Source organism: Bordetella genomosp. 7 (assembly GCF_002261265.1).
In the GTDB taxonomy this organism is placed as follows: Bacteria; Pseudomonadota; Gammaproteobacteria; order Burkholderiales; family Burkholderiaceae_B; genus Bordetella_A.
Map to the genome: position 1 here is coordinate 101,772 of NZ_NEVK01000001.1, position 14,057 is coordinate 115,828.

The following is a 14,057-nucleotide window of genomic DNA, read 5'->3' on the forward strand; positions in this document are numbered from 1 at the left end:
GATGGGTGTCTGACACCTTGTATCTTGAAGGCGGTGGTGATTAGCTATCGCTACTAGCGTATCCGGTGAGTTTGTTCTGACACCGAAAGCCTGGACTTTGTGACGCAGATTAGGCCCCGGATGCGCGCCTCTGAGAGCCGACTGGACATTGGACGGTAGCCTAGGGCATTGTGACCCTGCATGTACAAGGCAAATGGGCGCAGTGGGCTTGGAGGCCAAGTTAAGAGGAGTCCGAGTCGATGTTTTTTCTGGGAATTGACGTTTCGAAGGCCAAGCTGAACTGCGCTCTGATCGGCGCTGAAGGCGATAAGCGCAAGACCAAGGTGGTGCCCAATACGGTCGCGGGCATCCAGGCCTTGCTAGGGTGGTGCGCCAAGCAAGGTGCGCAGCCGGAGCAGTTGCACGTGGTGCTCGAGCCGAGCGGGCCGTACCACGAGCAGGCGGGCACTGCGCTGCATGACGCGGGGGCCAGGGTCTCGATGATCAATCCGGCGCAGGCGCGCGATTTTGCCGGTGCGCTGGCGGTGCGCACCAAGACCGATGAGATCGACAGCTACGTGCTGGCCCGCTACGGGCAGGCACTGCGTCCGCCGTTGTGGCAGCCGGCGCCGCTGCACGCGCGGCAACTGCGCGCGCTGCTGGCCAGGCACGAGGCGCTGGCCAAGGATCTGCAGCGTGAGCTCAACCGGCAGGAGAAGGCCCAGTTCGGCCAGTCGCCCGAGCCGGTCACCGGCTCGATTGACCAGGGCGTGGCGTTTCTGACCGAGCAGATCAAGCGCCTGGAACGTGCTATCAATGACCATATCGACCGCCATCCAGACCTGAAAGAGGACCGGGACCTGCTGACCAGCATTCCGGCCGTCGGTCCGCAGACCGGCAACGCGTTGCTGTCGATCATGCATAACCGGCGCATCGAATCGCCTCAGTCGCTGGCGGCCTATCTGGGCTTGGCGCCCGTACAGCGCCAGTCCGGCACCAGTCTGAACGGCCGGTCTCGGCTGTCCAAGACGGGGCCGGCTAGAGTGCGAGCCACCCTGTACATGGCCGCGGTCGTGGCCGTGCGCCATAACCCTCACATACAGGCGCTCTACGCCCGTTTGCTGGCCGCCGGCAATTCCAAAATGGCCGCTCTCGGGGCAGCCATGCGCAAGCTGGTCCACCTATGCTTCGGCGTGCTTAAAAACCGCACCCCATATCGCAGCGATTACGCGTTAGCCACTTGACTGCCAAGACGGTATCTACGGAGTCAGACACCGGCGGACTGGGGGGAGGCGCTGCGCTTGTGCCGGTGTCTGGCTCCCGAAGGATGCCTGACACCGTTTGGTGCGATGCGCATTTGACACCTACGGAGTCAGACACCGGCGGACTGGGGGAGGCGCTGCGCCTGTACAGGTGTCTGGCTCCCGAAGGGTGCCTGACACCGTTTGATGCGATGCGCGTTTGACACCTACGGAGTCAGACACCGGCGGACTGGGGGGAGGCGCTGCGCCTGTGCAGGTGTCTGGCTCCCGAAGGGTGCCTGACACCGTTTAGTGCGATGCGCATTTGACACCTACGGAGTCAGACACCGGCGGACTGGGGGGGAGGCGCTGTGCTTGTGCAGGTGTCTGGCTCCCGAAGGGTGCCTGACACCGTTTGGTGCGATGAGATGGCTGACGCTGTTGCGTGATGGATCAGGCGAGTTCGCGCAGCAGCAGTTCCCAGAACTTGAGCCGGGTCTGCAGGGTGGAAACCAGGATGTATTCGTGCAGCGTATGCGCGCCGTCGCCGTCGGCGCCCAGGCCGTCGAGTGTGGGCACGCCTATGGCGGACGTGAAATTTGCATCGCTGCCGCCGCCTGTCATGGGGGCTTCTTCGAGTGCAAAGCCGGCTTCGCGCGCGTACTGCTGCGCGCGCGACAGCAGCGCCGCGGCCGCGTCGGTGCGCACCATCGGCGGCCGGTTGAGTTCGACGTTGATATCCAGCTCTACATCGGGCCCTACTGCACACAGGTTGCGCATGCGGCGCAGCACATCTTCGGCCGCGCCCATATCGGGCACGCGGAAGTCGACCACGCAGCGGCAGCGGGCCGGCACGGTATTGGTGACTGTGCCGCCGGCAATCGTGCCCACGCTTACGGTAACGCCGCGCTCGTAATCGGTCATGGCTTCCAGGGCCAGCACCTGGTGCGCCATTTCGCGTATGGCGCTACGGCCCTTTTCGTGCTGCATGCCGGCATGCGCGGGACGGCCCTTGACGTCCAGGCGCAGCATGCCGGTGCCTTTGCGGGCCGTGACACACTTGCCGCCGTTGGGTCGGGCGGGCTCGCACACCAGCGCGTACTTGGCGTTGGCGGCGTACCGTTCAATCGATGCGCGCGAGGCATGGCTTCCGGTTTCTTCGTCGGGCACCATCAGGAAGTCCACAGGCAGGCGGGTGGCGCCAGGTTGGGCCAGCCTGGCCAGCGCAGCCAGCGCCAGGTAGATGCCGCCTTTCATGTCGTAGCTGCCCGGGCCGTACAGGCGGTCGCCCTCGACGCGGCACGGATTGTCCTGCAGCGTGCCGACCGGGTGTACCGTGTCCAGGTGCGCCAGCACCAGGATGCCGGGCCGCGTATCGCCGGGGGCGCGATTGGTGGTGTACAGCAGCGGGCCCGTGGCCGGGCCAAGCGGCGTGATTTCAACGTTCAGGCCGGCCGCGCTTGCCTGCGCCTGCACCAGTTCGGCCATGGCGGCCACGCCTTGCGGCGAGTTCGACGGCGATTCGCATTGCACCCACGACTGGATGCCGGCGACGATTTCTTCGGTGGTGGGCAACGATGACATGTGGTGGTTCCAGAATGTAGAAAGACCGCAGGCTCAGGCGACCTGCTGGCCCGCCAGTTTGGCGAGTTCGGCGTCGCCGGGCAGTTTGCCTTCAAACCACAGGCTGGCACAAGCCGCCGACATTGCGCGGCCATCGTGGCCGATGCCGGGCACCACCTGCAATTTCCAGCCGAACGGCACGCCGCGGCGTTCGGCTTCGCGCTGGCCGGCCTCGAAGTAATAATGGGCGCGCGCAAACCGGTGCGGGCCCTGGCGCAGCGCGGGCGGGTCGGACGGGAGGTTGGGATCGTTGGTGGCGATATCCTGGTCGCCCGCCAGGATGGTCATCGGATAGGCCAGCAGGCGAACCAGGTGTTCTTCCGACAGACCGACGCCGTCCAGGCCTTCGGGGAACGGATGATCGAAGGTGGGCAGGGTGTACCAGCCCGGGTTGGCGGCCGTCACCGCGCAGAAGGGCGCATGCGGCTGGCTGCTCATCAGCCGATGCACGAACTGGCCTCCCGCCGAATGGCCGAACAGATACGCCTGTTCGACCTCGGTGATTTCGGCCCGGCGCAGATCGGCAAATACCTTGGCCACGAGGGCGTACGTCCATCCGTCGACGTGGCGAGGGTTGCCGCCGGGGCTGAACACGCGGCCGTTGTTGTAGCTTTCGACGCCAGGCCAGATATCGTTGGAGAACGTGGGCGCCACGATCAACAGCTTGTGCTTGTCGGCAGCGGGGATCCAGAAATCGCGGTAGTCATCGCCATTGCGCAGTACGCCGTGCTGCACGATCACGACGGGGCGGTCGGGCGTGTAGCCGTAGGGGCGGTAGGTTTGCAGCGTGAAGGGACGATCGGCATTGCGATCGTCGTCGACATAGACGATAGCGTTGCGGCCGGCGTGGCCCAGTTCGTGGGCGATGCGCTCGACGTTGGACGTTTCTGCTTTCATGGCTGCGTATCAGTTGGCGGTATTGAGGTGACAGGCCGACCAGTGGCCGGGCGCGATTTCCTGCAACGGGGGCACCTGTTCGCGGCAGCGCGGCATGGCGTGCGGACAGCGGGGATGGAAGGTGCACCCTGGAGGCGGGTTCAGCGGCGACGGGATCTCGCCCTTGATGGGTGTGAACTTGCGGCCTCGGCGGCTGACGTCGGGCACTTCGGCCAGCAACGCCTGCGTATACGGGTGATTGGCCCGCGCGAAGATCTGGGCGGCCGGCGCGCGCTCGACGATCCTGCCCAGGTACATGATGGCCACGCGATCGGATATGTGCCGGACCACGCCCAAGTCGTGGCTGATGAACAAATAAGTAAAGCCGTGCTGTTCGCGCAGGTCCATGAACAGGTTGATGACCTGCGCCTGGATGGATACGTCCAGCGCGGCCACGGGCTCGTCGCACACCAGGAACTTGGGCTCGACCATCAGCGCGCGGGCAATGCCGATGCGCTGGCGCTGGCCGCCGGAAATCTGGTGCGGAAAGCGGTCGCGGTATTCGCGGTCCAGGCCCACTTCGGACAGGGCGCGGTCAATGCGCGCCGGTATCTCGGCGGCCGGCGCCAGCTTGTGCACCTTGAGCGCCTCGCCCAGGATCTGCCGCAGGCGCTGGCGCGGATTGAGCGACGCCTGGGGGTCCTGGAAGATCATCTGCACACCCAGCGTGTAGGCCAGGCGCTCGGCGCCGCGCAAGTCCTGGACGGGCCTGCCCTGGTACAGCAGTTCGCCTTCGGTCTGGCGGTGCAGGCCGGCCACCACGCGGCCCAGCGTGGACTTGCCGCAGCCGGATTCCCCCACCAGGCCCAGCACTTCGCCGGGCTGCACCGTCAGGTCGACGCCATTGACGGCGTGCACCGTGCGCCGGTCGACCGGCTTGCCGGCCAGCGCCAGGATGCGCTGCGCCAGGTCGGGATGATGTTCGAAGCGCTTGTGGACGTTGCGCAGTTCGATTACGGGCGTGTCTTGCTGGGTCATGCGGCAGTATTCTCGCGGGCGATCGGTACGTAGCAGCGGAAGCTGCGGGGCCCTTCCTGGCTGGCGGCGGGAGCCTGTTCGGCGCAGCGCGGGATGGCGCTGGGGCATCGCGGCCGGAAGGCGCAGCCGGCGGGTCGGCCCGCCAGGCTGGGCGCCATGCCCTCGATCTGGTGCAGGCGCGCGCCGGGGGCGGTGTTGGCCGGCATCGAATCCAGCAGCCCCCGCGTGTAGGGGTGGCGCGGCGCGTCCAGCACCTGTGCCACGGGCCCGGCCTCGACAATGCGGCCGGCATACATCACCGCGACGTGATCGGCGAGTTCGGCCACTACGCCCAGGTCGTGGGTGATCCAGATCAGGGCGGTATTGTGAAGCCGGCAGATTTCCTGCATGCGATAGAGGATCTGCCCCTGGATGGTGACATCCAGCGCCGTGGTGGGTTCGTCGCAGATGATCAGGTCCGGGTTGTTCAGCATCGCGATGGCGATGGCCACGCGCTGCCGCATGCCGCCCGAAAACTCGTGCGGATAGCTGTCCAGGCGCGTTTCGGGCGACGGAATGCCCACCATGGCCAGCGCCTCGCGGCAGCGCTCGCGCGCCTGGGCCACGGGCACCCGCTCGTGCGTAAGAATCGCCTCCATCATCTGCTCGCCGATGCGCAGCACCGGGTTCAGCGTCATCAGCGGGTCCTGGAAAATCATGGCGATGCGGTTGCCGCGCAGGCGTCGCATGCCTTCTTCGTCGAGCTTGCGCAGGTCCTGGCCCTTGAAGAGAATTTCGCCGGATACGACTTCGCCCGGCGGGTCGATCAGGCCCAGCAACGAAAAACCGGTGACCGACTTGCCGGAACCGGATTCTCCTACCAGCCCCACGATTTCGCCGCGCCGCACCGTCAGGTCGACGCCGTCCACCGCCGGCCAGGCGCCGGCTTCGGTATGAAAGGCGGTGCGCAGTCCGCGCACCTGCAGTATTACGTCGCTCATGCTCGTCGGGGATCCAGGGCTTCGCGCAGGCGGTCGCCCACAATGTTGATGGTCAGGATCAGCAGCAGCAATGCAATGCCCGGGAACATGCTGATCCAGTAATCGCCCGACAGCAGGTATTGGAAGCCGTTGGCAATCAGCAGCCCCAGCGAGGGCTCTGTAATGGGTACGCCCACGCCCAGGAAAGACAGGGTGGCCTCCAGCGCGATGGCGGTGGCGATCTGGATGGTGGCGAACACCATCACGGGCCCCAGGCAATTGGGCAGCAGGTGGAACGCCATGATGCGCCACGCCGGAAAGCCCAGGTTGGCGGCGGCCTCGATGTATTCTTTGCGGCGCTCTTGCAGGGCGCGGCCCCGCATGATGCGCGCGTAGTGCGCCCATTGCACCACCACCAGCGCCAGAATCACCTTGTCCACGCCGCGGCCCATCATGGCCAGCAGCACCAGCGCCACGAGAATGGTGGGAAAGCCCAGGATGAAGTCAACCACCCGCATGACCACCGTATCCACGAAGCCGCCCACGTATGCCGCGATCAGGCCCGCGATACTGCCGATGGCCGTGGCCAGCGCCACCGCCGTCAGGCCCACCAGCAGGCTGATGCGCAGGCCGTACAGAATGGCGCTGAACATGTCGCGGCCCTGGTCGTCGGTGCCCAGCAGGTACACCTGGCCGTCCATCGACTCGGAGCCGGGCGGCAGCCGCCCGTCGAGCAGGTTGAGGTTGGCCAGGTCGTAAGGGTTCTGCGGCGCGAAGTAGGGGGCGGCCATTACCACCACCATCAGCAGGACCAGCGCGATCACCGAGCCCATTACCGTGGGCCGGCTGCGCAGTTTTTTCAGGATGGCGACACGGCGCGGCGTTTCAGCCAGGGGCTGGATGGTGCGCGTACGGCCATTGGAAGACGATTGAGCCATGACTTAATGTGCAGGAGCGACAAGCTGCACGCGCGGATCAAGCGCGGCATAAAGAATATCGACGATGAAGTTCACGATGACGAAGATCAGCGTCACCAGCATCACGTACGCGACGACCACGGGGCGGTCAAGCTGATAGACGCTGTCGATCAGCAGCTTGCCCATGCCTGGCCACGCAAACACGGTTTCGGTGATGGTGGAATAGGCGATCAGGCTGCCGAATTCCATGCCGACCACCGTGACCACCGGGATCAGGATGTTGCGCAGAATATGGCGGCGCACGATGCGGCCGGGGCGCACGCCCTTGGCACGCGCGAACTTCACGTATTCCTGCGATTGCGCCTCGGCCACGCCGGTGGCGGTCAGGCGCAGCACCAGCGCGATGTTGGCCAGCGCCAGGTTGATGGCGGGCATGATGATGTGCGACCAGCCATCGGCGGTAAGAATCGACAGCCGTACGCCCAGCACGCTGACCGTGTCGCCGCGCCCCGAGGCGGGCAGCCAGCCCAGCCATACCGCGAACAGCAGAATCAGCATCATGCCTTGCCAGAAGTTGGGCAGTGAAAAGCCCAGCACCGAGCTGGCCATGATGCCGCGGCCCAGGACCCGGTCGCGGTACAGGCCGGCTACCAGGCCCAGCGGGATGCCCACGATACAGGTCATGCCAATGGCGACCACCACGAGTTCGAACGTGGCCGGCACACGCTGCAGGATCAGTTCGATGGCCGGTATGCCGTGCACGAATGAGTTGCCCAGGTCGCCGTGCAGGGCGCGCCACAGGAAGGTGAAATACTGCTGCCAGATCGGCTGGTCCAGCCCCAGGCGGGCGATGGTGGCCTGGCGGGCCTCCACCGTTGCCTCGGGGCTGACCAGCAGCTCGATCGGGTCGCCCACGGCATACACCGCAAAGAAAACCACGACCGAGACGGCCAGCAGCACGAACAGGCTCTGAAGCAGCCTGCGCAGGGTGAACAAAACCACGTTGCGAGTTCCTTGGGGTCTTGCAAAAACAGCCGGCGTTATGGGGCCGGCTTAACCGAAGTAGCGAGAGTGTACTGGTCGGCGCGACCTTCGTACGTGAGCCCCTTGCGGAAAGCCCACAGGGTGCTTTCGTAGTGCAGGGGGATGCTGGGCAGGTCGTCCAGAGCGATGGTCAGGGCCTGCTGCAGCAGTTTTTCCCGCTGGGCATCGTCCACAGTGGTGACGGCCTGGCGGAAGATTTTATCCAGTTCCGGGTTCGAGTAGCGGCCATAGTTGCTGGTGCCCATGCCCAGTTCGGGCGCGTACGAGGTTACCCAATACTGCAGGAACGATGAGGCCTCGCCGGTTTCGGATGACCATCCGCCCATGGCGACGCTGAACTCGCGCTTGGCCCGCTTCGGGAAATACACCGAGCGCGTCATGGCGTCGACATTGGCCTTGATGCCGACGCGCGACAGATACTGCGCCACGGCCTGGGTGATCTGGCCGTCGTTGATATAACGGTCGTTCGTCGAAGACAAAGTCAGCTCGAAGCCGTCCGGATAGCCGGCCTCGGCCAGCAGCTTGCGCGCGGCTTCGGGGTCATACTTCAGTTCGGGCGGCTGGGGCAGTGTGCCGAACATGCCGTCGGGCAGGAACTGGTTGGCCGGCGTGGCCATGCCGTCCATGATGCGGTCCACAATGGTCTTGCGGTCGATGGCCGTGCTGATGGCGCGCCGCACCCGCACGTCCTGCAGCGGGTTCTTGCCGCCGGGGGCCTTTACCAGCGGGCTGTCGTCGCGATCGACATCGAACTGGAAGTAAATGACGCGCACCGATGGCGTCACCACGTAGCCGAACCCCGGGGTGTTCTTGATACGCGGCACGTCGCGCGCGGCCGGACTTTCGATGACATCGAAGTCGCCCGCCAGCAGACCGGTCAGTCGCGGGCCCGCGCCGGGCACCGGCACGAAAGTCACGTTGCGCCATTCGGGCTTGTCGCCCCAATAGGCGTCATTGCGCTCCAGTTCGATGCCCGAGCCCTTCACGTATGACTTGAATTTGTACGGGCCGGTGCCGATCGTGTTCTTGCCATTGTTGAAATCGATGACCCTGGGCCAGTCGCCGGTCACGCCGCATTTCTTGTCGAGATCGAAGCTGATGGGGCCATGCTCGACGATGCCGCTCCACAGAATGCCCATGCGCGTCAGGTCGTTGGGCAGCAGCGGATACGGCTTCTGCGTCTTGATACGCAGCGTGCGGGCATCTACGGCCGAGACATCGGCGAACTTCTTCACGACGGCGGCATAGGAGCCGGCGATGGCTTCTTCATTGTTCATGGCCCGGCAAAACGTGAAGATGACGTCCTGCGGGGTAAATGGCTGGCCGTTCGAGAACTTTACGCCCTCGCGCAGGTTGAATTCCCAGGTGGTGTCGTCCAGGGCCTTCCACGACGAGGCCAGGCCTGGCACCAGGCTCATCTTCGCGTCCTGCGCGACCAGGGTTTCGAAGATGTGGGCAGCCAGCGCATTGTTGGGGGTGGCCTGGTGGTAGTGCGGGTCCATGGCGGTGGGCTCGGAGGCCAGCGCGATCTTGAGCGTCTGGGCGTGCGCGCCGCCGGTCAGGCCGAGCAGCGCGACCAGGGCGGCCGTGCGTATGCGGAATGCGGACATAGTGGTTGTCTCCTGGATGCGTGGCGATGTCAACGTTGTGATGAATCCGGGCCGTGTTGGCGGCCTAGGCAATCGGTTGGGCCAGGCGCAGCACCGTTACCCCGGGGCGCACATTGGCCAGCGACGGCATGATGAGCACGCAGTCGTCATACGGTGTCACGAAGGGCTCGCCGGCATTCCAGCCCAGCAGCGTGCCGGCCCGGGGCAGACGTTCCAGGCCGCGCCACGGTTGCGCGAAGCGCACGTCGGCCGTCTCAGCGGCGATGGCATGCGTAACGCGCAAGGCTTGCTGGCGCGGCGCAGGCGGCGCGGTCCATTCGGCGGGCAGATCGCCCGGGTCGAACGCGCCCGCAGCCGCCAAGAAGCGGGCCATCTGGTCGATGGCGACATCTCGCGACGCCGGGTCGCCATGAAATCCGCATTCGATCAGCAGCGAGCGGGTGCCGTTGTCGCCGCTTTCGCCAAAGCGGCCGTAATCGCGCATGCGCACGCCTGACGCATGGCCGGCATCGGCAATGATGTTGGCGGGGTTGCCCAGCTGCAAGGCCAGTTCGATGTTCCGGTCGTGCACGCCGGTCAGTTGCAGGGGCACATCGGAATTGCTCATCGAGTGGAAATCCAGCAGCCAGTCTGCCCGGTCTACCCAAGGCCGCAGGGCCGCGGCACGCTCGCGTTCGCACGTCGAGGGCGCGGCCAGTTTGTCGGCGCTCCACACGCGGTTCATGTCTTCGTCGACGAAGCGTGCGGGCAGGTAATTGGCGGCATCGAAGCGGTCGAACGCGGCCAGGTTGCAGAACGCCAGGGTCAGCGTGCCACGCCGGGGTTGCGGGCCGTGTGCGAGCAGGGCCTTCAGCGCCCAGGCGCCGCACAGCTCGTTGCCGTGCACCAGCGCCGTGAGCATGACGCGCTTGCCCGGCGCGCCGGAGTCGAAATGCCACACGCCGGGCGTGCCGGTATTGCCCTGTCGTTCGGCAGTCAGATCCGGACAGTCGAGAGTGAAGGGTCGCAGCGGTGTGGCGGCATCGGTAACCATGGGCGCTCCACGAAGCAGGTTTTCGGCATGTGGGCGCCAACCCGCGCGGCACGCCGCCGGCGTGCACGGCTGCACGAGGCCCGGGCTTCCGGACACGATGCTGCCATGGACACGTTTCCCCTGCGGCGCGCGGGCAAGGCCTGGGCCAGCGCGGCCGAATTGTTATCTGGGCAGATTCTAGGAGCCGCCACCTTTCGCGACAATTAGAATATTTGGCAGAGCATTTGCTTTTTTGGCAAAGATAGCCGACGATGACGCGGGGTTGCCGCTTGCCTTTGCAGTGGCCGCCTGCGGCCCCACAGGAGACCTATGCTGGGAATTTCGCTGAAGTACTTCGTGGCAGTCGCCGAAACGGGCAGCCTCAGCGCCGCTTCCAGGCAGTTGCACGTGGCGGTGTCTGCCATCAGCCGGCAGATCGCCCGGCTGGAAGAACAGGTGGGCGCGCCGTTATTCGAGCGTGCCCCGCGCGGCATGGCGCTGAGCGAAGCCGGCCGGCTGTTGCTGGCGCATGCGCGCCGCACCTGGCTTGAAGCGGACGAAGTCATGCGCCAGATCGCCGCCTTGCAGGGCACGCCGCACGACGAGATCCGCGTCGGCGCTTCCGAAGGGCCGGCGCAGGGCTTCCTGCCTGTCGCCATGGTGGATTTCCGCAAGCAGTATCCGCGCACGCGGTTTTCGCTCCAAGTGCTTACCCCGCCCGAAGCGATGCGCTATATCGCCAACGGCGACATTGATGTCGCGGTGTCGTTCAACGTCGAGCCGGCGCAGGGGGTGGCGGTCGTGCATTCCTGGCGCGCGCCGGTGTACGCCGTCATGGCGGCGACCCATCCGCTGGCCGTGCGCAGCAGCCTGCAGCTCGAGGACGTGCTGGCCTATCCGCTGGCGCTGACCGATGACAAGAGCACGGCGCGGCGCCTGCTCAACCGCACCTGCGCGTTGGAAGATATGCAGTTGCAGGCGGCGCTGATTTCGAATTATTCGCCGGCGCTGCATGGTTTTGTGCGCAATTCCGATGCAGTGATGTTCGCTGGCTACATCTCGGTGGCCTGGCGCCTGGAGCAAGACGGGCTGGTGGCCCGGCCCGTCGTCAGCGCCGAACTGCAGTCGCGCAACCTGCAGATCCAGACCATGGAAGGGCGGCTGCTGCCGCCAGGCGTGGTGCGCTTCATCAACCACCTGAAATCGCGCATCGACGAAGTCGAGGCCACGTTGCCGCAGGAAAGGCAGCAGGCGCGCAGCGAGAAAAAACGCGTGAAATGGGTTTGACGGCTGGTGCGGGGGGCGGTGTCTGACACCCTACGGGAGTCAGACACCAGAACCGTTGGAAGATGCCCGGGGGCAGCACCGGTGTCTGACTCCCGAAGGGTGTCAGACACCTTGGTCGTTGGAGGATGCCGGGGGCAGCACCGGTGTCTGACTCCCGTAGGGTGTCAGACACCTTGGCCGTTGGAAGATGCCCGGGGGCAGCATCGGTGTCTGACTCCCGAAGGGTGTCAGACACCTTGGCCGTTGGAAGATGCCGGGCGCAGCATCGGTGTCTGACTCCCGAAGGGTGTCAGACACCTTGACGCCCAAGGCCGTGCCTTGTCGGCTTATTGCGCGGGCCGTACCGACATCGCCAGGGTGTACTGGTCGCGGCGGCCTTCGTAGGTCAGGCCCTTGCGGAAGGCCCAGATGCTGCTTTCGAAGTGCAGCGGAATCAGCGGCAGGTTGTCCAGTGCGATCTGCGTGGACTCTTGCAGCAGTTTTTCGCGCTTTTCGGGGTCAACCGTCACAATGGCCTGCTCGTACACCTTGTCGAAGTCGGCGTTCGAAAAGCCGCCGTAGTTGCTGGTGCCCAGGCTGCGGGCCGAATCCAGCGATGCCACCCACAACTGGAACAGCGCCGACGCTTCGCCCGTTTCAGCCGGCCAGCCGCCCATCGCGAAGCTGAACTCACGCTTGGCGCGCTTGGGAAAGTAGATCGACGCAGTCATCGCATCCACGTGGGTCTTGATGCCGATGCGCGACAGATACTGGGCCACTGCCTGCGTCACCTGGGCGTCGTTCACATACCGGTTGTTGGTGGACGACAGCGTCAGCTCAAAACCGTTGGGATAGCCGGCTTCGGCCAGCAGCTTCTTGGCGCCTTCCGGGTCGTACTTGATTTCCGGCGCGGCAGGCAGCGCGCCGAACATGCCGTCAGGCATGAACTGGTACGCAGGCGTGGCCAGGCCGTCCATGATGCGCGCATTGATCGTCTTGCGGTCGATGGCCATGCTGATGGCCTTGCGAACCCGCAGGTCTTGCAACGGGTTCTTGTCGTCCGGGCTCTTGACGAACGGGCTGGGGTTGCGGCCGACGTCGGGCTGGAAGAAGATCAGGCGGGTCGACGGCGTGGCCACGTACTCGAACTTGCCGTTGTCTTTCAGACGCGGCAGGTCGCGGGCGGCCGGGTTCTCGATGACATCGAAGTCACCCGACAGCAGGCCCGTCAGTCGGGGGCCGGCGTTGGGCACCGGCACGAACTTCACCGTTTGCCAGTGCGGCTTCTCGCCCCAGTACGTCTCGTTGCGCTCCAGTTCGATTCCGGTGCCCTTGACGTACGACTTCAGCTTGTACGGGCCGGTGCCGATGGCGTCTTTGCCATTATTGAAATCAACCACCGTCGGCCACGCGCCCGTTACGCCGCAGCCTTCTTTGGGGGCGAACTTCAGCGGGCCGTGCTCGACAATGCCGTTCCAGATGATGGGCAGCTGGCGCGCCAGCTCGGCGGGCATCAGCGGGAAGGGCGCGGCGGTCTTCAGGATGACAGTGTGGTCGTCCGGCGTCTGCACATCGGTCAGCAGCTTGGTGACCGTCATGTACGACTGCGAGATATTGGTCTCGTTGTTCAGCGTGCGGCACACCGAGAACAATACGTCCTGGGACGTAAAGGGCTCGCCGTTCGAGAACTTCACGCCTTCGCGCAGCTTCAATTCCCAGGTCAGGTCGTCCAGGTTCTTCCAGGACACCGCCAGGCCGGGCTTGAGCTGCATGTCGGCGCTGCGATAGATCAGCGAATCGTAGATGTGCGCGGACAGCGCATCGTTCTGCGTCTGCTTGTGATAGTGCGGGTCGGCGGAAGTCGGCTCCGACGACAGGGCCACGGTCAGGGACTGTGCCAGGACGGTCGGTGCGATGATGAGACCGGCGCTGGTAACCAGCGCGGCCAGGGAAGTGCGGATATTCATTTTGGCTCCAGTCGGTGATCGTTCGCACCGGACGGCGGGGGTGCCGCCAGTTGCAATCAATCGTGACAAGGCGCCGATTATCGGAAGCCGATTCCCGCGTTGTCAATTCGCGAATTTCATGTTGCAATGCAACAAATCTTCGGCCCACGCATCAAAAACGACAAGGCGCCACCCTCGCTTCGAGGTGTGGCGCCTTGGACGCGTGCCGGGGCACGCAAGGCAATGCCGCCCGACTCGTAAAAGTGGCGGGCGGCGGCCGTTACAGTATTACCACTGCGAACCGGCGTAGTGCGCGCTGGCGGCGCGGGCACGATTCATGGTGTCGTTGACTTCGGCAACGTAGTTGGCGAAGGCGCGGGCGCCGCGGGCAATTTTGCCGGCGGCCTGCTTCAGCAGCACCAGTGGTTGGGCGTTAGATTGGGCTTCCATCGCGCCGCGAAGCAGGTCGCGTTCAAGCGCGTCGGTAAGGCGGGCATTGCTATTAAGGGTCAGTTCGCTCATGGTTTTCTCCAGTCCGTTTCGTCT

12 protein-coding genes are annotated in these 14,057 nt (G+C 65.0%); 2 read left to right on the top strand and 10 right to left on the bottom strand.

Annotated features, from left to right (window positions below; translation table 11 throughout):
- Positions 1-239 precede the first annotated feature (239 nt).
- Positions 240-1,223 (top strand): IS110 family transposase, encoded by a 984-nt coding sequence (locus CAL19_RS00490; protein ID WP_094795746.1) that lies wholly within the window; start codon positions 240-242, stop codon positions 1,221-1,223.
- 450 nt (positions 1,224-1,673) lie between these two features.
- Here CAL19_RS00490 and CAL19_RS00495 read toward each other — a convergent pair whose 3' ends face one another.
- The 8 genes from CAL19_RS00495 to CAL19_RS00530 all read right to left on the bottom strand — a co-directional run bounded on the left by CAL19_RS00495 (position 1,674) and on the right by CAL19_RS00530 (position 10,320).
- Complete coding sequence (locus tag CAL19_RS00495; RefSeq protein ID WP_094795747.1) at positions 1,674-2,804, bottom strand: M20 family metallopeptidase; 1,131 nt, start codon at positions 2,802-2,804, stop codon at positions 1,674-1,676.
- 33 nt (positions 2,805-2,837) lie between these two features.
- Positions 2,838-3,740, bottom strand: a complete 903-nt coding sequence (locus CAL19_RS00500) for a hydrolase (protein WP_026640871.1) — start codon at positions 3,738-3,740, stop codon at positions 2,838-2,840.
- A gap of 9 nt (positions 3,741-3,749) precedes the next feature.
- Positions 3,750-4,757 (bottom strand): ABC transporter ATP-binding protein, encoded by a 1,008-nt coding sequence (locus CAL19_RS00505; protein WP_094795748.1) that lies wholly within the window; start codon positions 4,755-4,757, stop codon positions 3,750-3,752.
- On the bottom strand, positions 4,754-5,737 hold the full coding sequence (locus tag CAL19_RS00510) for an ABC transporter ATP-binding protein (protein WP_026640873.1): 984 nt from the start codon (positions 5,735-5,737) through the stop codon (positions 4,754-4,756). Before CAL19_RS00510 ends, CAL19_RS00505 begins: the two co-directional genes overlap by 4 nt.
- Positions 5,734-6,654 (bottom strand): ABC transporter permease, encoded by a 921-nt coding sequence (locus tag CAL19_RS00515; protein ID WP_026640874.1) that lies wholly within the window; start codon positions 6,652-6,654, stop codon positions 5,734-5,736. Before CAL19_RS00515 ends, CAL19_RS00510 begins: the two co-directional genes overlap by 4 nt.
- 3 nt (positions 6,655-6,657) lie before the next feature.
- Entirely contained in the window at positions 6,658-7,635 is a 978-nt protein-coding gene (locus CAL19_RS00520; RefSeq protein WP_094795749.1) for an ABC transporter permease, read from the bottom strand.
- 38 nt (positions 7,636-7,673) lie between these two features.
- Positions 7,674-9,287 (bottom strand): ABC transporter substrate-binding protein, encoded by a 1,614-nt coding sequence (locus CAL19_RS00525; protein ID WP_094795750.1) that lies wholly within the window; start codon positions 9,285-9,287, stop codon positions 7,674-7,676.
- 64 nt (positions 9,288-9,351) lie between these two features.
- Entirely contained in the window at positions 9,352-10,320 is a 969-nt protein-coding gene (locus CAL19_RS00530) for a succinylglutamate desuccinylase/aspartoacylase domain-containing protein (protein WP_026640877.1), read from the bottom strand.
- Between the two features lie 309 nt (positions 10,321-10,629).
- Here CAL19_RS00530 and CAL19_RS00535 point away from each other — a divergent pair, with 309 nt between their 5' ends.
- Complete coding sequence (locus CAL19_RS00535) at positions 10,630-11,586, top strand: LysR family transcriptional regulator (protein WP_094795751.1); 957 nt, start codon at positions 10,630-10,632, stop codon at positions 11,584-11,586.
- 326 nt (positions 11,587-11,912) lie between these two features.
- Here the strand turns inward: CAL19_RS00535 and CAL19_RS00540 are convergent, their stop codons facing one another.
- Positions 11,913-13,532: an ABC transporter substrate-binding protein gene (locus CAL19_RS00540; protein ID WP_094795752.1), complete on the bottom strand. Its 1,620-nt coding sequence runs from the start codon at positions 13,530-13,532 to the stop codon at positions 11,913-11,915.
- Positions 13,533-13,799: 267 nt separating this feature from the next.
- The gene (locus tag CAL19_RS00545) at positions 13,800-14,033 is read right to left on the bottom strand and encodes a hypothetical protein (RefSeq protein ID WP_026639610.1); all 234 of its coding nucleotides are present in this window, start codon (positions 14,031-14,033) and stop codon (positions 13,800-13,802) included.
- Positions 14,034-14,057: the final 24 nt, after the last annotated feature.